Annotated in this window: 22 protein-coding genes; 17 read left to right on the top strand and 5 right to left on the bottom strand. The window is 72.6% G+C overall.

Annotated features, from left to right (window positions below):
- Nucleotides 1–324: 324 nt before the first annotated feature.
- The gene (locus tag FHX81_RS16740; protein WP_211363498.1) at nt 325–1,971 is read right to left on the bottom strand and encodes a DEAD/DEAH box helicase; all 1,647 of its coding nucleotides are present in this window, start codon (nt 1,969–1,971) and stop codon (nt 325–327) included.
- Between the two features lie 380 nt (nt 1,972–2,351).
- Here FHX81_RS16740 and FHX81_RS16735 point away from each other — a divergent pair, with 380 nt between their 5' ends.
- Both FHX81_RS16735 and FHX81_RS16730 read left to right on the top strand, forming a co-directional pair.
- Entirely contained in the window at nt 2,352–3,023 is a 672-nt protein-coding gene (locus FHX81_RS16735; protein WP_425473825.1) for a ferritin-like fold-containing protein, read from the top strand.
- A 41-nt stretch (nt 3,024–3,064) separates the two neighbouring features.
- Entirely contained in the window at nt 3,065–3,295 is a 231-nt protein-coding gene (locus tag FHX81_RS16730; protein ID WP_141979054.1) for a DUF3107 domain-containing protein, read from the top strand.
- 57 nt (nt 3,296–3,352) lie between these two features.
- Here the strand turns inward: FHX81_RS16730 and FHX81_RS16725 are convergent, their stop codons facing one another.
- Nucleotides 3,353–3,655, bottom strand: coding sequence for a DUF4873 domain-containing protein (locus tag FHX81_RS16725; protein ID WP_141979053.1), 303 nt, complete (start codon nt 3,653–3,655; stop codon nt 3,353–3,355).
- The gene (locus FHX81_RS16720; RefSeq protein ID WP_141979052.1) at nt 3,655–4,392 is read right to left on the bottom strand and encodes a TetR/AcrR family transcriptional regulator; all 738 of its coding nucleotides are present in this window, start codon (nt 4,390–4,392) and stop codon (nt 3,655–3,657) included. The genes FHX81_RS16725 and FHX81_RS16720 overlap by 1 nt, the downstream gene beginning before the upstream one ends.
- Nucleotides 4,393–4,460: 68 nt before the next feature.
- Here FHX81_RS16720 and FHX81_RS16715 point away from each other — a divergent pair, with 68 nt between their 5' ends.
- Entirely contained in the window at nt 4,461–5,360 is a 900-nt protein-coding gene (locus FHX81_RS16715) for an AurF N-oxygenase family protein (RefSeq protein WP_141979051.1), read from the top strand.
- A complete protein-coding gene (locus FHX81_RS16710; protein ID WP_141979050.1) occupies nt 5,357–6,238 on the top strand; it encodes an alpha/beta fold hydrolase in 882 nt (293 codons plus the stop codon). The genes FHX81_RS16715 and FHX81_RS16710 overlap by 4 nt, the downstream gene beginning before the upstream one ends.
- 45 nt (nt 6,239–6,283) lie before the next feature.
- Here FHX81_RS16710 and FHX81_RS16705 read toward each other — a convergent pair whose 3' ends face one another.
- Nucleotides 6,284–6,931 carry a TetR/AcrR family transcriptional regulator gene (locus tag FHX81_RS16705; protein ID WP_077008058.1) on the bottom strand — a complete coding sequence of 216 codons (648 nt, stop codon included), beginning with the start codon at nt 6,929–6,931 and terminating at the stop codon, nt 6,284–6,286.
- Nucleotides 6,932–7,071: 140 nt separating this feature from the next.
- Here FHX81_RS16705 and FHX81_RS16700 point away from each other — a divergent pair, with 140 nt between their 5' ends.
- The 13 genes from FHX81_RS16700 (at nt 7,072) to FHX81_RS16640 (ending at nt 22,874) form a co-directional block, all read left to right on the top strand.
- Nucleotides 7,072–8,055 (top strand): alpha/beta fold hydrolase, encoded by a 984-nt coding sequence (locus FHX81_RS16700; protein ID WP_141979049.1) that lies wholly within the window; start codon nt 7,072–7,074, stop codon nt 8,053–8,055.
- Nucleotides 8,056–8,110: 55 nt separating this feature from the next.
- Nucleotides 8,111–9,145, top strand: a complete 1,035-nt coding sequence (locus FHX81_RS16695; RefSeq protein WP_141979048.1) for a DUF3152 domain-containing protein — start codon at nt 8,111–8,113, stop codon at nt 9,143–9,145.
- A gap of 101 nt (nt 9,146–9,246) precedes the next feature.
- Nucleotides 9,247–10,419 carry an adenylyltransferase/sulfurtransferase MoeZ gene (gene moeZ / locus FHX81_RS16690; protein WP_141979047.1) on the top strand — a complete coding sequence of 391 codons (1,173 nt, stop codon included), beginning with the start codon at nt 9,247–9,249 and terminating at the stop codon, nt 10,417–10,419.
- 362 nt (nt 10,420–10,781) lie between these two features.
- Nucleotides 10,782–11,576, top strand: coding sequence for a TIGR02569 family protein (locus tag FHX81_RS16685; RefSeq protein ID WP_246107847.1), 795 nt, complete (start codon nt 10,782–10,784; stop codon nt 11,574–11,576).
- Between the two features lie 95 nt (nt 11,577–11,671).
- Nucleotides 11,672–13,714 (top strand): molybdopterin oxidoreductase family protein, encoded by a 2,043-nt coding sequence (locus FHX81_RS16680; RefSeq protein ID WP_342787205.1) that lies wholly within the window; start codon nt 11,672–11,674, stop codon nt 13,712–13,714.
- The gene (locus tag FHX81_RS16675) at nt 13,711–15,153 is read left to right on the top strand and encodes an FAD-dependent oxidoreductase (RefSeq protein ID WP_141979045.1); all 1,443 of its coding nucleotides are present in this window, start codon (nt 13,711–13,713) and stop codon (nt 15,151–15,153) included. Before FHX81_RS16680 ends, FHX81_RS16675 begins: the two co-directional genes overlap by 4 nt.
- A 100-nt stretch (nt 15,154–15,253) precedes the next feature.
- Nucleotides 15,254–16,606, top strand: a complete 1,353-nt coding sequence (locus tag FHX81_RS16670; RefSeq protein ID WP_141979044.1) for an MFS transporter — start codon at nt 15,254–15,256, stop codon at nt 16,604–16,606.
- Nucleotides 16,607–16,725: 119 nt separating this feature from the next.
- Nucleotides 16,726–19,245 (top strand): nitrite reductase large subunit NirB, encoded by a 2,520-nt coding sequence (gene nirB, locus FHX81_RS16665; protein ID WP_141979043.1) that lies wholly within the window; start codon nt 16,726–16,728, stop codon nt 19,243–19,245.
- On the top strand, nt 19,242–19,562 hold the full coding sequence (nirD, locus tag FHX81_RS16660) for a nitrite reductase small subunit NirD (protein ID WP_141979042.1): 321 nt from the start codon (nt 19,242–19,244) through the stop codon (nt 19,560–19,562). Before nirB ends, nirD begins: the two co-directional genes overlap by 4 nt.
- Complete coding sequence (locus FHX81_RS16655) at nt 19,559–20,674, top strand: uroporphyrinogen-III synthase (RefSeq protein WP_141979041.1); 1,116 nt, start codon at nt 19,559–19,561, stop codon at nt 20,672–20,674. The genes nirD and FHX81_RS16655 overlap by 4 nt, the downstream gene beginning before the upstream one ends.
- Nucleotides 20,671–21,336, top strand: coding sequence for a sirohydrochlorin chelatase (locus FHX81_RS16650; RefSeq protein ID WP_141979040.1), 666 nt, complete (start codon nt 20,671–20,673; stop codon nt 21,334–21,336). The genes FHX81_RS16655 and FHX81_RS16650 overlap by 4 nt, the downstream gene beginning before the upstream one ends.
- Before the next feature lie 189 nt (nt 21,337–21,525).
- Complete coding sequence (locus tag FHX81_RS16645; RefSeq protein WP_141979039.1) at nt 21,526–22,488, top strand: pirin family protein; 963 nt, start codon at nt 21,526–21,528, stop codon at nt 22,486–22,488.
- Complete coding sequence (locus FHX81_RS16640) at nt 22,485–22,874, top strand: tetratricopeptide repeat protein (RefSeq protein WP_141979038.1); 390 nt, start codon at nt 22,485–22,487, stop codon at nt 22,872–22,874. The genes FHX81_RS16645 and FHX81_RS16640 overlap by 4 nt, the downstream gene beginning before the upstream one ends.
- Here FHX81_RS16640 and FHX81_RS16635 read toward each other — a convergent pair.
- Nucleotides 22,837–23,163 carry an MGMT family protein gene (locus FHX81_RS16635; protein WP_141979037.1) on the bottom strand — a complete coding sequence of 109 codons (327 nt, stop codon included), beginning with the start codon at nt 23,161–23,163 and terminating at the stop codon, nt 22,837–22,839. The two genes, FHX81_RS16640 and FHX81_RS16635, sit on opposite strands and share 38 nt — an antisense overlap.
- Nucleotides 23,164–23,166: the final 3 nt, after the last annotated feature.

Genomic DNA, 23,166 nt, shown 5'->3' with positions numbered 1-23,166 from the left:
GGGCCTCGCGGTCGGCCCCGGCTCCCGCGTCCTCCGGGCCGGTCCGGCTTCTCCCGGCGCGAGCGAGGCGGTCGGCGTCCGGTTGCCGCGAGTCCGCCCAGCGGCCGGCGGCCGGTCCCAGCGGTGGCTGGTTCCCGGTGTTGGCCGGGGTGGACGGTCGCGGTGGTGGTTCGCGGGGTGCCGGGGGTGGTTCGGGGCGCCTCGTTGTTCCAACCGAGGTGCGGTAACAGCGTTTCCGTACATCCTCGGGCCATGATCACCCGATCGTGTTCGCTGGTCGGGCCGGGCAGCGCTCGTGGTCGCGCTGCCCACCGCGATTCTTCCCTAGTCGGCCTGCGCCGGCTCGGACGACTCGCCGCCGCCCGTGCGACGACGCCGACGCCTGCGCGGGCGCTCGCCCTCGCCGGCGGGCGGTTCGGCCGGCGCGCCCGCGGTGACCTCGGACGACGCCTCGGACACCGTGCCGTTCTCGCCCGCCGCCACACCACCGCGGCTGCGGCGGCGCTTGCGCGGGCGGGTGCCGCCGTCCTCGCCCGAGCCCGAACCGGTGCTGCCGGTCGCGGTGCTCGAACCCGGTTCGGCGGGCTGGGTCGACTCGGCGCCGGCGCCCGAACGGCCGCCGCGACGCCGCTTGCGCGTCTTCTTCTCGCCCTTCAGGTTCTCCTCCGGCTCGGCACCGAGGCCGGCGCGCGTGCGCAGCCCCAGCGGCAGCCGGCCGGTCGACCCGGCGGGGATGTCCAGGTCCTTGAACAGGTGGTCGGACGTCGAGTACGTCTCCACCGGCTCCGGCTTGCCCAGGTCGAGCGCGTCGCTGATCATCTTCCACCGGGGCATCTCGTCCCAGTCGACCAGCGTCACGGCCACACCCGTGCGCCCCGCCCGACCCGTGCGGCCGATGCGGTGCACGTAGGTCTTCTCGTCCTCGGGGCACTGGTAGTTGATCACGTGCGTGACGCCCTCGACGTCGATGCCGCGCGCGGCCACGTCGGTCGCCACCAGCACGTCGATCTTGCCCGAGCGGAACGCCCGCAGCGCCTGCTCGCGCGCGCCCTGTCCCAGGTCGCCGTGCACGGCCGCGGCGGCGAAGCCGCGTTCGACCAGCTCGTCGGCCACCTTCTGGGCGGTGCGCTTGGTCCGCGTGAACACCATCGACAGGCCGCGCTCACGGGCCTGCAGCGCCCGCGCCAGCAGCTCCGACTTGTCCAGCGCGTGCGCCCGGTAGACGAACTGCTCCGTGCGCTCGTGGATCGCGCCCGCGTCGTTCTCCTCGGCCCGCACGTGCGTCGGCTGGTTGAGGAACGTGCGCGCCAGCGTGATGATCGGGCCGGGCATGGTCGCCGAGAACAGCATGGTCTGCCGCTCGTCGGGCACCATGCGCAGGATCCGCTCGATGTCGGGCAGGAAGCCCAGGTCGAGCATCTCGTCGGCCTCGTCCAGCACCAGGCCGCGCACCTTGCCGAGCACCAGGTGGCGCTGCTCGGCCAGGTCGAGCAGCCGGCCCGGCGTGCCGACGACCACGTCGACGCCCTTGCGCAGCGCCGCGATCTGCGGCTCGTACGGCCGGCCGCCGTAGATGGCCAGCACGCGCACGCCCAGGTGCTTCGCCGCGTCGGTCAGGTCGTGGGTGACCTGGAGGCACAGCTCGCGCGTCGGCACCACGACCAGCGCCTGCGGCGTGCCGTCACCCGGCACGGTGATGCGCTGGAGCAGCGGGATGCCGAAGCCCAGGGTCTTGCCGGTGCCGGTGCGGGCCTGCCCGATGACGTCGTCACCGGCCAGCGCCAGCGGCAGGGTCAGCTCCTGGATGGCGAAGGTGCGGTGGATGCCCGCCTCGGCCAGCGCGCGCACGATCTCCTCGCGCACGCCCAGCTCGCCGAACGTGGGCGAATCGGGTTTGACCGGGGCGTCGGCCACCAGCGGGTGCGAGGTGTCGTCTGCGGGGACACCGGCCTCGCTGTGCTCCAGTGCCACCGGGTCGACATGGGTCTCTTCGTTCGTCGCGGTCAGGGTGATCGCCTCTCTCGTACCAGCGCGCCACGGCCTGTACGGGCCGCTCGACCGCGTCACCGCCACTCGGGCCACCGGAAGGGGCCGGGCGGGTCGCGGGAGGGCCAGCGAGGTGTGTGCGCGCACCCTCTCCTGGCGGCACGGTGCCGCCGCAGTTCAGCCGTCGGCACCGCTGCGAGCCCCCACTGGGCCGCGCCGCGCCGGGCGTCATCTGCCGAGTCTACCCGCCGACTAGGCCGATCGGGCTGGTTCGCGAGGTCGAGTGCGGTTTGGCGTGCCCGGGGTGTTGCCGACGACACGCGACTAGGCTCCGTGGCATGAGCGACCCGGGAGTGGATGCAGCGGTGGGTCAGGCGGTTGCGGTGGGTGACGGTGACCAGGTGGCGGAGGGTGTCGTGGACCTCCTCGGCGCCCTCGCGTACGGCGAGCTGTCGGCGTTCGACCGGCTCGCCGAGGACGCCCGGACCGCGCCCACGCTGGCCGGGCGGGCCGCGCTGTCGCAGATGGCGGCGGCCGAGATCGGCCACTACGCGCTGCTGGAGCGGTACCTGGCCGAGCGCGGCCACTCGCTGGAGGAGGCCATGCGGCCGTTCGTCGCGGGCTTCGACGGCTTCCACGCCTCCACCGCGCCGCGCACGTGGCTGGAATCGCTGGTGAAGGCCTACGTCGGGGACGCGCTGGCGGCCGACTTCTACCGCGAGGTCGCCGAGTGGCTGGACGAGCCGACCAAGGAGCTGGTGCTCGCGGTGCTGGCCGACACGGGCCACTCGGCGTTCGCCGAGCGCGAAGTCCGGGCCGCCTGCGCCGACGACCCGACGTTGCGAGACCGGCTCACGTTGTGGGGTCGTCGGCTGCTCGGCGAGGCATTGACGCAGGCCCAGTACGTGGTGGCGGAGCGGGACGGGCTCGCGGAGCTGATCGTGCGCGGCTCGGGCGACCTGGCGGGCATCGCGGCGCTGTTCCGGCGGCTCCAGCAGAGCCACACGCGCCGCATGACGGCGCTCGGGCTCGGCTAGGGTTGGTGGTCGAAAGCCATCAACGCCGCACGGAGGTCAGCGTGGAGGTCAGGGTCGGGATCGCGGACAGCCCGCGGGAGCTCGTGGTGTCCAGCGGGCTCACCCCCGAAGAGGTCGAGGCGCAGGTCGCGGACGCGCTGAAGGCGGGTACCGGGCAGCTCGTGCTGGTCGACCAGAAGGGCGCCCGCTACGTGGTGCCGGCGGCGCGCATCGCGTACGTGGAGATCGGCCCGAGCGACTCCCGCCGGGTCGGCTTCGTCGCCGGCGACTGAGCGTTCACGAGAAGGGGCACCCGATCGGGTGCCCCTTCCGCGTTTCTTCCCCCCCGGTCAGCCCACCGTGAACGGTGGCGTGGAGGTGCCCGCCACCCGGTAGCGCCGCCAGGGGTCGGGGTCGGTCAGCGACCCGGTCGCCGAGCCGTCCGGGGTGCGCAGCAGCGCGGTCCGCGCACCGCCCTCGACCAGCTCGGTGACCTGCTCGTTCGCGCCGACCCGGCCGTACCAGTGGTACCGGCCGTCGATGGGCTGGAAGTAGCCGCGCAGCTCGACGCGCACGGGCACCTCCCGCTCGTCGAACACCAGCACGGCGTCGCCGGTGTAGCCCTCCTCGTCGTGCTCGTGCTCCTCGCTCATCACGCCTCCTCGACGTCGACGACCCGCAACCGGGGTCCTTCGGGCAGGTCCTCGACCACGGGCAGGTCGGCGCCCAGCGGCGCGTCCGGGTCGAGCTCCACGCCCGCGGAGCGCAGCAGGCCGTCGATGGCGTGCCAGATGATCGTGGTCAGGTAGTCGCTCAGGCTGGACCGGGTCATGGACTGCCGGTCCAGCCACCAGTCGCCCGCGTTCTGGACCATGCCGACCAGGGCGTGCGCCCACGGCTCGGCGCCGCCGGAGTCCATGTCGAACGCGCGCAGGTAGTCGCCGAGCAGCCGGGCCAGGGCCGCCGCGATCAGCTCCTTGTCCTCGCTGACCACGTCCTGCTCGACCGGGCGGTCGGTGAACGACTTGCGCACCACGAACCGGTACAGGTTCGGGTGCTCCTCGATCACCGACAGGTAGGCGTCGACGATCCCCTTGATGCGGGGGCGGACCGGGCCGTCGTGCTCGATCGCGGGCCCCATCTTGTCCATCAGCATCTCGGTGCCGCGCCGGCCGACGGCCAGGTACAGGTCGGACTTGTCGGCGAAGTGCCGGTACAGCACCGGCTTGCTGACGCCCGCCTCGGCGGCGATCTCGTCCATGCCCACGTCCGGGCCGTGCCGGGCGACGGCGCGGATGGTGGCCTCCACGAATTCGGCGCGGCGCGCCTCGCGGTGCCCCTTCCACCGTTCCCGGCGGGCGTCCGTTCCGCCCTTGACAGTTCGAGCCATGTGACGCACGCTACCAGAAGTAACCGTTACCTCAAGTAACAGATAACCCCACCGGGGAGGGACGACCGATGACGAAGGCCTTGAAGGTCGCGGATCGCGAGAAGACCGCCGAACGTCTGCTCAACTCCTCGGCCGACAAGTTCTACGACCCCGAGGTCGACATCGACTGGTCCGCGCCCCTGGTCGACGGCCTGCGGTACACCCCGGAGCACCGCTGCTCGCTGTACGGCACCGAGCTGTGGGACCGGATGAGCCCCGAGCAGCGCATCGACCTGTCCCGGCACGAGGTGGCGAGCGTGGCCAGCGTCGGCCTGTGGTTCGAGATCCTGCTGATGCAGATGCTGCTCAAGGAGGTCTACCGCTCGGACCCGACGACCAAGCACGCGCAGTACGCGTTGACGGAGGTCGCCGACGAGTGCCGGCACTCCACCATGTTCGCCCGCATGGTCGAGACGATCGGCTGCCCGCCCTACGGGCCCCGCCGGTACACCTACCAGCTGGGCAAGCTGCTGCCGGTGATCGGCTACGGGCCCGCGCTGTACGGGTCGATCCTGGTCGCCGAGGAGATCCTGGACCGGTTGCAGCGCGAGACGATGGCCGACGAGACCGTGCAGCCGCTGGTGCGCATGGTCAACCGGATCCACGTGCTCGAAGAGGCCCGGCACGTCCGGTTCGCGCGCGAGGAGGTCGTGCGCGGGATGGCGGAGCTGACCCGCAAGGAGCTGCCCTACCAGCGCTGGCTGATCGCGACCACGTCCATGTTCATCACCCGGTCCCTGATCAACCCGGACGTGTACGCGGCCGTGGGGCTGGACAAGGAGCAGGCGCACAAGGCGGCGCTGGGCAACCCGCACTGGCAGGAGAGCATCCGCTGGTCGGGTGAGCGGATCATGAAGTTCCTGGACGAGGTCGGCCTGGTCGGCAAGCCCGGCATGCGTGCCTGGCGCCGGTCGTTCCTGCTCGGATGAGCGCCCGGACGATCGCACCCCGGCAGGCCGACCGGGGGTTCGCGACCTCCGACGGCACGGCGCTGCACGTCGTGGACACGGGGCCGCGTGACGCCGACGTGACCACCGTGCTGCTGCACGGCTGGACGTTGGACCACACGTCCTGGGACGAGGTGGCGGCCGGGCTGCCGGGGCGCGTGCTGCGGTACGACCACCGCGGTCACGGCGGCTCGGCCCCCGCGCCGCCCGGGACGGCCACGATCGCGCAGTGCGCGGACGACCTGGCCGAGCTGCTCGCGGCGCGGGTGCCGACCGGGCGGCTCGTGCTGGCCGGTCACTCGATGGGCGGCATGACGATCATGGCGTTGGCCGAGCAGCACCCCTCGCTGCTCGACCGCGTCGCCGGCGTCGTCCTGGTCGCCACCTCTTCGGGTGAACTGGCCGGGTCGACGCTGGGGCTGCCGGGGCCGTTCGGCCGGGCGTTCGTGGCGGGGGAGAAGGCGGCGAACCGGCGGATCGCCCGGTTGCGGCGGGCCGAGCTGCTCAAGCGCACCGAGGTGGCCCGGCCGGGGCTGCGGTGGCTGCTGTTCGGCAAGCGGCCGTCGTGGCGGCACGTCGCGCTGACGGCCGCGATGGTCGGCCGGTGCCACCCGGTGAGCATGGTCGGGTTCCGCGACTCGCTGGACGAGCACGACCGGCGCAAGGCGCTGGCCGGGCTGGCGGGCGTCCCGGCGGTCGTGCTGGCGGGCGCGCGGGACCGGCTGACACCCCTGCGCCACGCCCGCGTGCTGGCCGACGAGCTGCCGCACGCCGAGCTGGTGATCCACCCGGGCGCCGGCCACATGCTGCCCTTGGAACGGGCGGACGAGGTCACAGCACACATCACCGCGCTGCTGTGAACGCACGGTGAGGGCCGTCGTCGGGGACGGCCCTCACCGGCCCGTTCAGTGCTGGAGCGGGAAGCCGCCGCCGATGCCGCGCCAGGCCAGGTTCGAGATCAGGGCGATCGCGTCCTCCTTGGCGAGCTTCCGGTCGTCCGCCAGCCACGCACGGGCCGTCACCTGCGACAACCCCACCAGGCCGACGGCGAGCAGCCGGGCCCGGTGCTCGTCCAGGCCCGCGTCGGCGGTGATCGTGTCGGTGATGGCCTCCACGCTGTCGGTCGTCGCCCGCTCCACGGCGCGCGCCACCGCCGGCTCACCGCGCAGGTCCGACTCGAACACCATCCGGAACGCCTGGCCCTCGCCGTCCACGAAGTCGTAGAACGCGGCCACCGCGGCCTTCACCCGCTGCTTGTTGTCCGTCGTGGACGCCAGCGCGCCGCGCACGCGGTTCACCAGCTCGTCCACGTGGGACTCCAGCAGCGCCATGTACAGCTCGAGCTTGCCGGGGAAGTGCTGGTAGAGGACCGGTTTGCTGACCCCCGCGCGCTCGGCGATCTCGTCCATCGCGGCGGCGTGGTAGCCGTTGGTCACGAACACGTCCTGCGCCGCGGCCAGCAACTGGGCACGCCGGGCGGTCCGTGGGAGCCGTACACCCCGCCCCGCCGCGCCGCCGTGGTGCCCGACCGCAGTCTGGGCCGTCTCCGTCATGGTGCCTCCAGCCGACCAATCACTTCGCGGAACCGGGAAAGGGGTTGCCCTTCCGGCTCGCCGGCAACCTTACTCGCTGGTAGCAGCGTTCCGGGAAAGCTTCTCGTTTCGTAGGACGCCAGGCCAGGCATCCTGGGGTGGTGACCGAGACGCTGGAGGCGCGCCGAACCGCCATCACGCACGTGCCCCTGTCCGCCGCGCCGCTACCTCCGCTGGACACAACGATCGAGCCGTGGCCTGGTGACTACGTCGAGGTCGGCGGGCACCGGGTGCACGTCCGCCGCACCCCCGGGCCGGCCGCCGAGAAGGCCGTCTACGTGCACGGGCTGGGCGGCTCGTCGACCAACTGGACCGACCTGGCCGCCCAACTGCGCGAGCGCGTCGAGGGCCACGCGCTGGACCTGCCCGGGTTCGGCCGCTCCGAGCCGATCGACGGCTACGACTTCCGGATGGCCACGCACGCGCGCCTGGTCGCCGAGTACGTCGAGTCGCTCGGCGGGGGTCCCGTGCACCTGTTCGGCAACTCCATGGGCGGCGCGATCACGTTGATGGTCGCCTCCACCCGGCCCGACCTGGTGCGCACGCTGACCCTCGTCTCACCCGCCGTGCCGGACCTGCGGCTGAGCCTGCGCCGCGTGTCGGACCGGCGGCTGCCGCTGGCGTTCCTGCCGGTCGTCGGCGCGCGGGTGCGCGAGCAGTTGGCGCTGGTCACGCCGCGTGAGCGGACCCACCAGATGCTGCGGCTGTGCTTCGCCGACCCGGGCACGGTGCCGGCGCACCGCATCGAGCAGAGCGAGCAGGAGTACACCGAGCGGTCCGCGCAGGCGTGGGCGGGCAACGCGCTCAGCGCCAGCACCATCGACCTGATCCGGTCGTGGCTGGTGCCGCGGAAGAAGTCGATGTGGCTGCTGCCGCCGAAGATCAGCGCGCCCACGCTGGTCGTGTGGGGCACGGAGGACCGGCTGGTCAGCGTGCGCAAGGCGCCGCGGGTGGCCCGGCTGATCCCGCGCGGCCGGCTGCTCGCGCTGCCGCGCACCGGGCACGTGGCGCAGATGGAACGGCCGGTGTCCGTGGCCCGTGCCGTGGTGGGCATGTGGGAGGCGGTCGAGCGACACGAGTGGTGACGCACAGGTCACCTGGAATCCGCCATCCGGGTGCGGTTGTGGCACCCTGGTCGCCGTGAACCGGACGTCGCAGGGCGCGCGTGACACGCCGCCGTCCGCCGATGACCGGCCGTCGCTGTCCGAAGACCGCTACCGCCGCGGCACGCGCCGCACCGGCGCCGAGCCGCTGGCCGCGTCCTGGGAACCGACCGGTCGGCGGCGGCGCAAGCGCCGTCGGGGCGTGAAGGGCCTGGTCGCGGGCTACGGCTGGCGGATCTACGCCATCCCCGTCCTGCTCGTGCTCACGGCCCTGGTCGTGCTGGACACGGCCGCGCCGTCGACCGGCGCGGGCGGCGACCCGGGCACCGGTCAGCCGGCCATCGCGCAGTCGACGACGACCTCCGCCGGGCCGCCCGAGGCGACCGAGAAGCCGCCGGCCGACATCGACCTGAAGAACTTCCCGACCGCGCAGCTCCCGGACGGGCCGAAGTTCTCCGAGCAGGGCGCGGGCACGTTCGCCGTGATCCCGGGCACCACCCCGCAGGTCGGCAGCGGCGGCAAGCTGTACCGCTACCAGATCGCCGTCGAGGACGGCGTCGAGCCGGCGGACTACAACGGCGACCGGGACGCGTTCGCCCGCACGGTCGACGGCATCCTGGCCGACCCGCGCAGCTGGATCGGCACGGGCCAGGCGTCCATGCAGCGCGTCGAGGGCGAACCGGTCGACTTCGTCGTGAGCTTGACCACCACCGGCACCACGCACGCCCTGTGCGGCTTCCAGATCCAGTTCGAGTCGTCGTGCTGGCACTCGGGGACCAAGCGGGTCGTCATCAACGCCGCCCGGTGGGTGCGCGGCGCGAAGGTCTACGGCAACGACATCAGCGCCTACCGGACCTACGCGATCAACCACGAGGTCGGTCACGTGCTGCGCAACCCGCACGAGGGCTGCAAGGAGAACGGCAAGGCCGCGCCGGTGATGATGCAGCAGTCGTTCGGGGTGGCCAACGACTACGTCGCCCAGCTGAACTCGGTCGACTCCTCCAACCGCTACGCCGTGGAGGCGAACGGCCTGGTCTGCACGCCCAACCCGTTCCCGGTCGCACCGCAGTAACAGCCGTCCCGCGCCTTGGGACGACTTCCCATCCGGGAAGACGGACGGGCAGGCTGGTGTTGTCCGTCGGTACAGGACATGTTTCGTCGAGGAGGACTCAGATGGCGCTTCCGCCGCTCGTGGAGCCCGCAGCGGAGCTGACCAAGGAAGAAGTAGCGCGCTACAGCCGCCACCTGATCATCCCGGATGTCGGGGTCGACGGGCAGAAGCGGCTGAAGAACGCGAAGGTCCTGGTCGTCGGAGCCGGCGGGCTGGGCAGCCCGGCCCTGCTCTACCTGGCGGCGGCGGGCGTCGGCACGCTGGGCGTGATCGACTTCGACATCGTCGACGAGTCGAACCTCCAGCGGCAGGTCATCCACGGCCAGTCCGACATCGGCAAGCCGAAGGCGGAGTCGGCGCGGGACTCGGTGGCCGAGATCAACCCGTTCGTGAAGGTGGTGCTGCACCAGACCCACCTGAACTCGGAGAACGCGCTCGACATCTTCCGCGACTACGACCTGATCCTGGACGGCACGGACAACTTCGCCACCCGGTACCTGGTCAACGACGCGGCCGTGCTGCTGGGCAAGCCGTACGTGTGGGGTTCGATCTTCCGGTTCGAGGGCCAGGTCAGCGTCTTCTGGGAGGACGCGCCGAACGGCCAGGGCCTGAACTACCGCGACCTCTACCCCGAGCCGCCGCCGCCCGGCATGGTGCCGTCGTGCGCCGAGGGCGGGGTGCTGGGCGTGCTGTGCGCGTCGATCGGCTCGATCATGGTGACCGAGGCGATCAAGCTGCTGACCGGCATCGGCGACCCGCTGCTCGGCCGGCTCATGGTCTACGACGCCCTGGAGATGTCCTACCGGACCATCAAGATCCGCAAGGACCCGGAGAGCCCGAAGATCACCGAGCTGATCGACTACGAGGCGTTCTGCGGCGTGGTGTCCGACGACGCCCAGCAGGCCGCGGCGGGCAACACGATCACGCCGCTGGAGCTGAAGCAGAAGCAGGACAGCGGCGAGGACTTCCTGCTGGTGGACGTCCGCGAGCCGCACGAGTACGAGATCGTGAAGATCCCGGGCTCGGTGCTGATCCCGAAGGACCGGATCCTGTCCGGCGAGGCGTTCGCCGAGCTGCCGCAGGACAAGCAGGTCGTCCTGCACTGCAAGTCGGGCGCCCGCTCGGCCGAGGCGCTGGCCGTGCTGCACCAGGCCGGCTTCAAGGACGCCGTGCACGTGGGCGGCGGCGTGCTCGCCTGGGCCCGCGAGGTCGACCCCTCGTTGCCGACCTACTGACCAGCACCTGACCGACGACGCCGAACAGGGGTCCCCGCCCAGGGGCCCCTGTTCTTGGTCGTGCGGGGTCACCCGGAGCCGCTCACACCACGGTCCCCGGCAGGGCCGGGCGGCGCGGCGGGACGCGGTCGATCGCGTGGACCGGGTGGCGCGTGCTCACCGACGGCATCCGGCCGACCCTGCCGGGTGAACCTCCACGACCCCGGCCGTCCGGGGCCCGCGCACGGCGACGTGTTCCGCGTCACGTCCAGCACGTTCCCCCTGAGACCGCAATAATGCGGTTAGGCCGAATGCGTGGACACCACGTGTTCGAACCCCTCAGGTCCACCAACCGAAGGCCCGGTGCAGGTAGCGTGCCGGCCGTGACCACTCCGGAGCCACCGCCGTCGCACGTGCGCGCCGCGTTCGGCGCGCGCGACGCCGAGCCGGAGCTGATCGACGGCGGCCCGGTGTGGCGGTGCGGTGACGCGGCCATCCGGCCCGCGGGCAAGCCGGCCGAGGCCACCTGGGTCGCCAAGACCCTCGACGTGCTCGACGTCGAGCACCTGCGCGTCGCCCGGCCCCTGCGCTCCACCGACGGCCGGTACGTCGTCGGCGGGTGGGCGGCGACCAAGTACCTCTCCGGCCGGGCCGAGCCGAGGCACGACGAGGTCGTGGACGTGGCGGTCAAGCTCCACCGGGCGACCGCCGACCTGCCCAGGCCCCGCTTCCTGGACGCCCGCACCGACCTGTTCGCCACCGCCGACCGCTGCGCGTGGGACGAGGAGAAGGCCGACCTCGACCCGGACCTGGGCGGTCGGTTGTTCGACGGCGCCGCCGCCCACCGCAAGCCCGTCACGCTCAAGCCCCAGGTGGTCCACGGCGACCTGTTCGGCACGGTGCTGTTCGCGGGCGACGCGGCCCCGGCGATCATCGACTTCGTCGCCTACTGGCGGCCCGCGCCGTACGGGGCGGCGGTCGTCGTGGTGGACGCGCTGTCCTGGGGTGGCGCGGATCACGGCCTGCTCCAGCGCTGGGCGCACCTGGACGAGTGGCCGCAAATCCTCCTGCGAGCCACCCTGTTCCGGCTCGCTGTCCACGCCCTGCACCCCCGTTCGAGCAGACAATCTCTCGCGGGACTGGAGCGGACGGTGGCGCTCGTCGTCGACCTGCTGTGAACTCACCTCCGCCGCACGGGCCCTGAGCTGTGAAGTTCGCGTGGACGAAACATTCCACGTCCTGCCGTTAACAGCCGCTTCTTACCGTCGGGCTCGTGACCGCCTCCGCGAGCATCGACACGAGCGTCGACACGCACTGCCCGTACTGCGCGTTGCAGTGCGCGATGTCCATCGACAACGGCAAGGTGTCGCCGCGCGAGTTCCCGACCAACCGCGGCGGGCTGTGCCAGAAGGGCTGGACGTCGGCCGAGCTGCTCACCTCGCCGTCCCGCCTGACCACGCCGCTGGTCCGCCGCGACGGTGAGCTGCGGCCGGCCACCTGGGACGAGGCGCTCGACCTGGTCGCGGCCACGCTGCGGGACCTCCGCGACGCCCACGGCCCCGACTCGGTCGGCGTGTTCGGCGGCGGCGGGCTGACCAACGAGAAGTCGTACCTGCTGGGCAAGTTCGCCCGGGTCGCCCTGGGCACCTCCCAGATCGACTACAACGGCCGGTTCTGCATGTCCAGCGCCGCCGCCGCGGGCCTGGAGGCGTTCGGGCTGGACCGGGGCATGCCGTTCCCGGTGACCGACCTCGACCGCGCGGACGCGATCCTGCTGGTCGGCGGCAACCCGGCGGAGACCATGCCGCCGTTCGTGCAGCACCTCAAGAACGCCGAGTTGATCGTCATCGACCCCCGGCGCACGCCGACCGCCGAACTGGCCACCGTGCACCTCCAGCCGGCTCCCGGCACGGACCTCGCGCTCGCGCTCGGCCTCCTGCACACCGCGGTCGCCGACGGCTACCTCGACCGGCAGTACCTGGACGAGCGCACGACCGGCTTCGACGACGCCTGGCGCATCGCCGCCACGTGGTGGCCGGAACGGGTCGAGCGGGTCACCGGCGTGCCGGTCGCCGACCAGCGGGCGGCGGTCCGCATCCTGGCCGAGGCGCACAACGCCTACGTCCTCACCGGCCGCGGCACCGAGCAGCACGCCAGCGGCGCGGACACCGTGTCGGCGTGGATCAACCTGGCGCTGGCGCTGGGCCTGCCCGGCCGCAAGTACTCCGGCTACGGCTGCCTCACCGGCCAGGGCAACGGCCAGGGCGGGCGCGAGCACGGCCAGAAGGCCGACCAGCTCCCCGGCTACCGCAGGATCGACGACCCGGCGGCCCGCGCGCACATCATGGACGTCTGGGGCGTGGACGACCTGCCCGGACCCGGCCGTTCCGCCTACGAGCTCCTCGACGCCCTCGGTCAGCCGAACGGCCCGAAGGCGCTGCTGGTGTTCGGCAGCAACATGATCGTCTCCGCGCCCCGCTCGCAGCACGTCGCCGACCGGCTGGGGGCGCTGGACCTGCTGGTCGTGGCCGACCTGGTGCTGTCGGAGACGGCCGCGGTCGCCGACGTCGTGCTGCCGGTCACGCAGTGGGCCGAGGAGAGCGGCACGATGACCAACCTCGAAGGCCGCGTCCTGCTCCGCCAACGAGCCGTGGCCCCGCCCGAGGGCGTGCGCAGCGACTTGGACGTGCTGCAAGGGCTGGCCACCCGGCTGGGCCAACCGGCCGAGCGCTTTCCAAGTGAACCCGAAGCGGTGTTCGAAGAACTCCGAGTCGCTTCCAAGGGCGGTGTCGCAGATTACTCGGGAGTGACCTACGAGCGCCTGCGTCGAGGGGAAGCCTTGCACTGGCCCGTCGTGGAGGGCGGCACGCCCCGCACGTTCCTCGACCGCTTCGCCCACCCCGACGGGCGGGCGAGGTTCGTGCCGGTCGAGCACCGCGGGCCGGTCGAGTCGCCCGACGCCGACTTCCCGCTGCAGGCCACCACCGGGCGCGTGCTCCAGCACTACCAGTCCGGCGCGCAGACCCGGCTGGTGCCCGAGCTGCACCGGGCCGAACCCGAGGCGTACGTGGAGGTCCACCCCGACACCGCGGCCCGCGCCGGCCTGGTCCACGGCGGGATGGCGGCCGTCGTCTCGCGGCGCGGCCGGACCCTGGCGCGGGTGCGCTGCGTGCCGTCCATGCGGATCGACGTGGTGTTCCTGCCCTTCCACTACGCGGGCGACGGTCGGGCCAACCTGCTGACCAACCCGGCGCTGGACCCGACCAGCCGGATGCCCGAGTTCAAGGTGTGCGCGGTCCGATTGGAGTCGGTATGAGGAACGTTGTCATCGTGGGCTACGGCATGGCCGGCGCCCGGCTGGCCGACGAGATCCGCCGCCGCGACCCGAAGGCGGAGCGGGTGTCGGTGACGGTGCTGGGCGACGAGGCGCACCACGCCTACAACCGGGTGCTGTTGTCCAGCGTGGTGGCGGGGTCGCTCACGCCCGAGGCGGTGCGGCTGCACGACACCGACTGGGCCGCCGAGCACCACGTCGACCTGCGGCTGGGCGGCGGGGTCACCAAGATCGACCGGACCCGCCGGGTGGTGCACGTCGGCGACACCGAGGTTCCCTACGACTCGTTGGTGCTGGCCACGGGCGCGCGCTCGTGGGTGCCGCCGACGCCCGGCCTGCTCGACGGCAACGGCGAGCTGGCGCCCGGCGCGGTGGCGTTCCGCTCCCTGGACGACTGCGCCCGGATCGTGGCGAAGGCCTCGCCGGGCACGCCGGTCGCGGTGCTCGGCGGCGGGCTGCTCGGCCTGGAGGCCGCGCGCGGCCTGGCCGGCCGGGGCTGCCTGGTCACCGTGGTGCACCCGGTCGGGCACCTGATGGAACGGCAGCTCGACGCGGGCGCGGGCCGGGTGCTCGCGACCACGTTGCAGGGCCTGGGCATCGAGTTCCGGCTCGGCGCGCTGGCCACGGGGTACACGCCCGGCGAGGGCCTGGAGCTGAACGACGGCACGCACGTCCCCGCGGACCTGGTCGTCGTCTCGGCGGGCGTGCGCGCGGAGACGAGCCTCGCCGACGAGGCGGGGCTCGACGTCGACCGCGGCATCCTCGTGGACGACGCGCTGCGCACCAGCGATCCCAGGGTGCACGCCATCGGCGACTGCGCCCAGCACGTCGGCACGGTGTCCGGCCTGGTGCAGCCCGCGTGGGAGCAGGCCGCGGTGCTCGCCGACCGGCTCACCGGCGTCGCGCCCGCCGCCCGCTACGCCGGCACCACCGTCGTGACCAGGCTCAAGGCGCGCGACGTCGACCTCGCCGCGCTCGGCGACGTGCACGTGGACGTCGACTCGGCCGACGACGAGGTGCTGTGCTTCCAGGACCCGGCGCGCGGCCGGTACGCCAAGCTCGTGCTGCGCGACGACCGGGTCACCGGCGCGATCGTGCTCGGCGCGCCGGACGCGGCGGCGGCCATCACCCAGCTGTACGACCGCGGCCTGCCCGCGCCGACCGACCGGCTCGCGCTGCTGCTGGGCCGCGCGCTGCCCGCCGAGAACGTGGCCAGCCCGGCCGACCTGCCCGCGGCCGCGGTGGTGTGCCGGTGCAACACGGTCAGCAAGGGCCAGCTCGTCGGCGCCTGGCGGGCGGGTGCGACGACGCTGTCCTCGATCGCCGAGGTCACGCGCGCCGGCACGGGCTGCGGCGGCTGCAAGGACGCGGTGTGCGGCATCGTCGACTGGCTCGCCGCCTCACAGCCGCAATCCGCTTGATGTGCGCGGGAGTTGCCGCCGACGACACCTGTCCGAACGTCGGGGTAACGGGCCGTTCTTACGGTTCCCGCAACGGGAAAACGGTGTTCGGGAGGGTTCGATGAGCACGGTTGTGGAGACCAAGAGCGTTGCGCCTCAGGCGAAGCGCGGTGGTCGGTGGATCGAGCACTGGGAGCCGGAAGACCCGTCGTTCTGGGAGGCGACCGGCAAGAGGATCGCCCGCAAGAACCTGTTCTTCTCCATCCTGGCGGAGAACCTGGGCTTCACCGTGTGGAGCCTGATGAGCATCGTCGTCGTGAGCCTGGGGTCGGTGGGCTTCAGCTTCAGCGTCGGCCAGACGTTCTGGCTGCTGATCGTGCCCAACCTGGTCGGCGCGGTGCTGCGCATCCCCTACACGTTCGCGGTGCCCAGGTTCGGCGGGCGGGCGTGGACCACGATCAGCGCCGGCCTGCTGCTGATCCCCACCACGATGCTGGCGGTCGCGGTGTCGAACCCGGGCACCCCGTACTGGTTCTTCCTGCTCACGTCCGCCGCGATGGGCTTCGGGGGTGGCAACTTCTCGTCCTCCATGGCCAACATCTCGTTCTTCTACCCCGAGGGGAAGAAGGGCCTGGCGCTCGGTCTCAACGCCGCCGGCGGCAACCTCGGCGTGGCCATGGTGCAGCTCGTCGTGCCGATCGTCATCTCCCTGGGCACGGGCATCAACCTGGCCTACGCGGCGCTGTTCTGGATGCCGTTCATCATCGTCTCGTCGGTGTGCTCGTGGTTCCTCATGGACAGCCTCGCCCAGGCCAAGCCGGACGGCTCGTCGTACAAGAAGGCGATGTCGAACAAGCACACGTGGGTGATGTCGTTCCTCTACATCGGCACGTTCGGCTCGTTCATCGGCTTCTCGTTCGCGTTCCCGTCGCTGATCAAGCTCAGCTTCGTGGACTACAAGAGCTTCGTCGGGCTGGCCTTCCTCGGCGCCCTCATCGGCTCGGTGAGCAGGCCGTTCGGCGGGTGGCTCGCCGACCGGTTCGGCGGCGCGCGGATCTCCATGGCCGTGTTCCTCGGCCTGGCCGTCGGCACGGTCAGCCTGCTGGTCAGCATCGAGGTCCGCAGCTTCGCGCTGTTCTTCGGCTCGTTCATCGCGCTGTTCGTGCTGGCCGGCGTCGGCAACGGCTCGACCTACCGGATGATCCCGGCCATCTTCGCCGCGCAGACCGACGACCTCCGGTCGGCCAAGCGGCAGGCCGCGGCCGTGGTCGGCATCGCGGGCGCGGTCGGCGCGTTCGGCGGCGTGCTGGTGAACCTGGTGTTCAAGTTCTCGCTCGAGGGCAGCAAGACCCTGGCGCCCGCGCTCACCGCGTTCCTGGTCTTCTACGGCCTGTGCATGGCCACCACGTGGTGGTTCTACATGCGGCGGCGCGTGTTCGCGCGCGTGCCGAGCCTCGCCTACGCCGGCGTGTGACCCACACAACCCTCTGAAGTGCGGCGTGAGGCTCCTTTAACGCCTGCGCAACATTCGCGACCTTGGCACGACACGGTGCCCGGTGAGCATTGACCTGGGCAGAAGAAGGGATTGGTCCCATGACGCGAACGCTGGTGGTGGTCGGTCACGGCATGGTCGGTCACCGGCTCGTGGAGGCCCTCCGCGAGAAGGACGTCACCGGCCAGTGGCGGGTCGTCGTGTTCGCCGAGGAGACCCGTCCGGCCTACGACCGGGTCGCGCTCTCCTCCTACGTGGACGGCTGGGACGCCGAGTCGCTCAGCCTCGCGCCGCACGCGGACGACGCCGTCGAGCTGCACCTGGACGACAAGGTCGTGCACATCGACCGCGACCGCAAGGTCGTGCGCACCTCCAGCGGCCGGGCGCGGTCCTACGACGCGCTGGTCCTGGCCACCGGCTCGGTGCCGTTCGTGCCACCGGTGCCCGGCCGCGACCTGCCCGGGTGCCACGTCTACCGCACCATCGACGACCTCGACGGCATCCGCGCCACGGTCGAGTCGGCGCGCGCCGCCGGCCGGCACGCGGGCATGGTGCTCGGCGGCGGCCTGCTCGGCCTGGAGGCGGCGAACGCGCTGCGCGGCATGGGCATCTCGCCGCACGTGGTCGAGCTGGGCCCGCGGCTGATGCCGCTGCAGGTCGACGAGGGCGGCGGCGGCCTGCTCAAGCGCCTGGTGGAGAAGCTGGACCTGACCGTGCACACGGGCACGTCCGCGTCCTCCATCGAGCAGGACGGCGAGCGGCTCATCGCCAAGCTGTCCAACGGCGTCGAGCTGGACCTCGACGTCGTGGTGTTCTCCGCGGGCATCCGGCCGCGCGACGAGCTGGCCCGCGAGTTCGGCCTGACCGTCGGCGAGCGCGGCGGCATCATCGTCGACAAGGCGTGCCGCACCTCCGACGAGCACATCTACGCCATCGGCGAGTGCGCCAACCTCGACGGCGTGGTCTACGGCCTGGTCGCGCCCGGCTACTCCATGGCCGAGGTGGTGGCCGACCGGCTGCTCGGCGGCTCGGCCGAGTTCCCCGGCGCCGACATGTCCACCAAGCTCAAGCTCCTCGGCGTGGACGTGGCCTCGTTCGGCGACGCGCACGCCAAGCAGGACGGCGCGCTGGAGGTCGTCGTCAACGACGCCGTGGCCGGCACCTACGCCAAGGTCGTGGTGTCCGACGACGCGAAGACCCTGCTCGGCGGCATCCTGGTCGGCGACGCGTCCAAGTACACGTCGCTGCGACCCCTGGTCGGCCGGCCCGTGCCCGGCGACCCGGTGGCGCTGATCGGGCCGGAGGGCGGCGTCGAGCTGACCCTGCCGCACGACGCCCAGGTGTGCTCGTGCCACGCGGTCACCAAGCAGCACATCGTGGACGTGGTCGACTCCGGCGAGGCCGTCGACGTGCCGGGCATCAAGGCCTGCACGAAGGCGGGCACCGGCTGCGGCTCGTGCGTGCCGATGCTGAAGAAGCTGCTGTCCGAGTGCGGCATCGAGCAGTCCCGCGCGCTGTGCGAGCACTTCGACCACTCGCGCGCCGACCTGTTCGAGATCGTCCGCTCCACCGGCATCGCCACGTTCTCCGAGCTGATCTCCCGGCACGGCCGCGGCTCCGGCTGCGACATCTGCAAGCCCGCCGTCGCCTCGATCCTCGCGTCCCTGGACAACGGGCACGTGCTGGAGGGCGAGCAGGCCACCCTCCAGGACACCAACGACCGCTTCCTGGCCAACATGCAGCGCAACGGCACCTACTCGGTCGTGCCGCGCATCCCCGGCGGCGAGATCACGCCGGAGAAGCTGATCGTCATCGGCGAGGTCGCCCGCGACTTCGGCCTCTACACCAAGATCACCGGCGGGCAGCGGATCGACCTGTTCGGCGCGACCGTCGACCAGCTGCCGCAGATCTGGAAGCGCCTGGTGGACGCCGGGTTCGAGTCCGGGCACGCCTACGGCAAGGCGCTGCGCACGGTGAAGTCGTGCGTCGGCACCACGTGGTGCCGCTACGGCGTGCAGGACTCGGTGTCGCTGGCGATCGAGCTGGAACTGCGCTACCGCGGCCTGCGGTCGCCGCACAAGCTCAAGTCGGCCGTGTCCGGCTGCGCGCGCGAGTGCGCCGAGGCGCGCGGCAAGGACTTCGGCATCATCGCGACCGAGAACGGCTGGAACCTCTACGTCGGCGGCAACGGCGGCTTCACCCCGCGCCACGCCGACCTCATCGCGTCCGACGTGGACACGGAGACGCTGATCAAGCTGATCGACCGGTTCCTGATGTTCTACATCCGCACCGCGGACCGGTTGCAGCGCACCTCGACCTGGATCGAGTCGCTGGAAGGCGGGCTGGACCACCTGCGCGACGTCATCGTCCACGACAGCCTCGGCATCTGCGCCGACCTGGAAGCGGCGATGGCCAAGCACGTGGACAACTACGCCGACGAGTGGCGCGGCGTGCTGGAGGACCCCGAGAAGCTGTCCCGCTTCACCTCGTTCGTCAACGCGCCCGGCACGCCCGACCCGACCATCTCGTTCCGGGAGGAGCGCGGCCAGAAGGTGCCGGTCCTGTTGGGTGTTCCCAGTGTCAGCCAGGTGAGCGTCAGCCAGGTGGAGGTATCCCGATGACACCCGTGTGCGAGTTGAGCGTCCTCCGTCCCGACCAGGGGGTCGCGGCGCTGCTGCCCGACGGTTCCCAGGTGGCGTTGTTCCTGACCTCGGCGGGGACGGTGCACGCGCTGGGCAACATCGACCCGTTCAGCGGCGCGGCCGTGCTGGCGCGCGGCATCGTCGGCGACCGCGGCGGCGTGCCCGTGGTCGTGTCGCCGGTCTACAAGCAGGCGTTCGAGCTGTCCACCGGCAAGTGCCTGGACGACCCGTCGACCGGCGTGCCGGTGCACCCGGTGGTCGTGACCGACGGTGTCATCCAGGTCGGGTCACCGTGAACGTCCCCCCGCTGGCCGGGTACACGGTCGGGGTGACCGCCGCCCGGCGGGCCGACGAGCTCTCCGCCCTGCTCGAGCGCAAGGGCGCGACCGTGCTGCACGGTCCCGCCATCAGGATCGTGCCGCTGCCCGACGACGCGGAGCTGCTGGCCGCGACCAGGGCGGTGGTGGAGGAACCGGTGGACTTCGCCGTGGCGACCACCGGCATCGGCTTCCGCGGCTGGGTCGAGGCCGCGGAGGGCTGGGGGCTGGGCGCGCGCCTGCTGTCCCGGCTGTCCGGGGGGCGGGTGCTGGCCCGGGGGCCGAAGGCGCGGGGCGCGGTGCGCGCGGCCGGGTTGGTGGAGGAGTGCGCGCCGGAGGGGGAGAGCAACGCCGAGTTGCTGGACCACCTGCTGCGGTCCGGCGTGTCCGGCAAGCGCGTCGCGGTGCAGCTGCACGGCGACGTGCTGCCGGAGTTCACCTCGACCTTGCGCGCGGCCGGTGCCACGGTCGTGGAGGTCCCCGTCTACCGCTGGACCGGCCCGGCCGACCCCGCGCCGCTGGAACGGCTGCTGGAAGCCGTCCTGGCCGGCCAGGTGGACGCGCTCACGTTCACCAGCGCGCCCGCCGCCGCGTCCGTGCTGCGGACCGCCGAGGCTATGGGCAAGCTGCCCGAGCTGACGTCGCTGTTGCGCCGGGACGTGCTCGTGGTGGGCGTCGGCGCGATCACCGCCGGCCCGCTGGTGACCGCCGGCATCCCGGTCGTGCAGCCCGCCCGCGCCCGGATCGGCGCGCTGGCCCGGGAGCTGACCCTCGAACTGCCCGCGCGGGCGACCCGGCTGCGCATCGCGGCCCGGGACATCGAGCTGCGCGGCCAGGCCGTCGTCGTCGACGGGGAGCTGCGCCCCGTCCCCCCTGCCCCGATGGCCGTGCTCCGCGTGCTGGCCGCCGCCCGCGGCCGCGTGGTCTCCCGCCGCGACCTGCTGGCGGCGCTGCCCAGCGGTGGCGAGGAGCACGCCGTCGAAACCGCCATCGGCCGGCTGCGCTCGGCGTTGGGCGAACCGCGCATGGTCGCCACCGTCGTCAAGCGCGGCTACCGCCTGGCCATGGACCCCGCCGGAGTGGCCGTATGACCCTCGTCCTCGTCGCGCACGGCACCCGCGACCCCGCCGGGGCCGTCGTCGTGGAAGAGATCGCGTCCCTCGTCCGCGCCCGCCTCGGCGGCGTGCCGGTCCGGGTCGCCTACGCCGACGTGCGCCGGCCGGACGTGACGTCGGTGCTGTCGTCGGTGTCCGGTCCCGCGGTCGTCGTGCCGGCCTTCCTGGCCGCCGGGTACCACGTCCGGGTGGACATCCCTGCGCAGGTGGAGGCGTCCGGCCACCCCGACGCGGTGATCACGGACCCGATCGGCCCGGCCCTGCTGCCCGCGCTGCTCGCCCGGCTGACCGAAGCGGGCTGGACCCGGGGCGACTCGGTGGTCCTGGCGGCGGCCGGCTCCTCGGACCCCCGCGCCCTGGCCGACGTCCGCGCCACCGCCACCGCCCTGTCGCGCCGGGTGGGCCCGGTGACCATCGGCTACGCCGCCACCGCCGAACCGCGCGTCGCGGACGTGGTCGCCGCCGCGTCCGGCCGCGTGGCCGTCGCCTCCTGGCTGCTCGCGCCCGGCCTGTTCCACCGCGTGGTGGCCGAGTCGGGCGCCGCCGTCGTCGCCGCGCCGATCGGCGCGCACCTGCGGGTCGTGGAAGCCGTCCTGCTGCGCTACTACGAGGCCCGCTGCTTCCAAGACGTCGCCTGACCCGAGAGTCGTACCTCCAGGTCGCGTGTGTCGTACGTCCAGGCCCCGAGAGTCCTCCGTTCGCGACCCCTGAATTCAACGCTCGGGTGCGCGGCGGGGGCGTCGTGGCAGCGGAATAGTTGAGCCTTCAACCAGGTTGACCCGGACACGACCGCCGCACCGGGGCGGTCACCGTCCGAGGAGGCAGCCATGCCCGCCGTCACCGCCGACACCCTGACCCTGCCCCGCCTCCCGCACCTGCCCGAGGCCGCCACCGCGTGGCGCGAGGTGCGCCGGGTCGTGCGGGCCCGGCGGTTCCTCGAAGGCGAGGGCTTCCAGGTCCGCCGCCCCTTCCCGGGCGTCGACCTGCCGGACGCCGACCCGTTCCTGCTGCTGGACCACATGGGCGCGGTCGAGTACGGGCCCGGCGAGGCGAAGGGCGCGCCCTGGCACCCGCACCGGGGCTTCGAGACCGTCACCTACATGATCGACGGCGTGTTCGAGCACCGGGACTCCACCGGTGGCGGCGGTGTCATCACCAACGGCGGCACGCAGTGGATGACGGCCGGTTCCGGCGTGCTGCACTCCGAGCTGCCGTCGCAGGAGCTGGTGGCCGAGGGCGGTCTGTTCCACGGCGTGCAGCTGTGGGTCAACCTGCCGCGGTCGGCCAAGTGGACCCCGCCCCGCTACCAGGACATCACGGCGGCGCAGACCGTGCTGCTGTCGAGCGACGACGGCGGTGCGCTGGTCCGCGTGATCGCGGGTGACGTGGCGGGCCACCGCGGCCCCGGCCTGACGCACACGCCGATCACCTACCTGCACGCCACCCTCAGCCCGCACGCCCGCCTGACCATCCCGTGGCCGGAGGAGTTCAGCGCGATGGCCTACGTGCTGTCCGGGCGCGGCACGGTCGGCTCCGACCACCGCCCGCTCACCGAGGGGGAGCTCGCCGTCTTCGGCAACGGCGGCTCCGCGCTCACCCTGCGAGCCGACACGACGTGGGACGTCCTGGTCCTGGGCGGCCTCCCGCTGCGCGAGCCGGTCGCGCGCTACGGGCCGTTCGTGATGAACACCCGCGCCGAGATCCTGCAAGCCGTCGAAGACTTCCAAGCCGGGCGACTGGGCGTCACGCACGTCCCGCACGTCACCGCGGCGGACGAGGAGCTGTCATGACCGACATCGGGGAACTGCTGCGCAAGGGACGCCTGTTCCGCGCCTCCGGCGACCCCAGCGGCGCGGCGCGGTACCTGGCCGAAGCCGCCGAGCACGCGCCGCGCGACCGGACCGTGCTCACCGAGCTGGCGCTGGCGCACTTCCAGTCCGCGGCCCTGGGCAAGGCCGAACGGGTCCTGACCACGCTCGTGGACCTGGACCCGTCCGACGGCTACACCCGCCTGCTGCTGGGCCGCACGCTCAGCCGGCAGAGCAGGCACGCCGACGCCCTGCCGCACCTCCGGCTGGCCGCCGCGATCACCCGTGACCCCGAGGTCGAGGCCGAGGTCGCCCGGGCGCGGGCGCGGGTCACCACAACCCGGGAGGCTCCTCCGCCTTCTCCTTGACCGCGTCCTCCCAGCGGTACGTGCGCAGGTCGACCTTGCCGTCGTCGGCCACCACGCCCTCCCCGCGGAGCAGCTGCAACTGCTCGTCGGCGATGTGGGGCGCGCACGTGCCGTTGGCGCGCAGCACCCGGTGCCACGGCAGGTCGTGCCCGTCCTGGTTGAGCACCTGCCCGACCAGGCGGGGCGACGGCGCGCGGGCGATGTCGGCGACGTCACCGTAGGTCGCCACCCGACCGCGCGGGATCCTGCGCACGACCTCGCGAACCATCTCGTGCAACTCTTCGTCCACCCG

The organism is Saccharothrix saharensis (assembly GCF_006716745.1).
GTDB lineage: Bacteria > Actinomycetota > Actinomycetes > Mycobacteriales > Pseudonocardiaceae > Actinosynnema > Actinosynnema saharense.
This window is presented reverse-complemented; position numbering and strand designations above follow the sequence as displayed.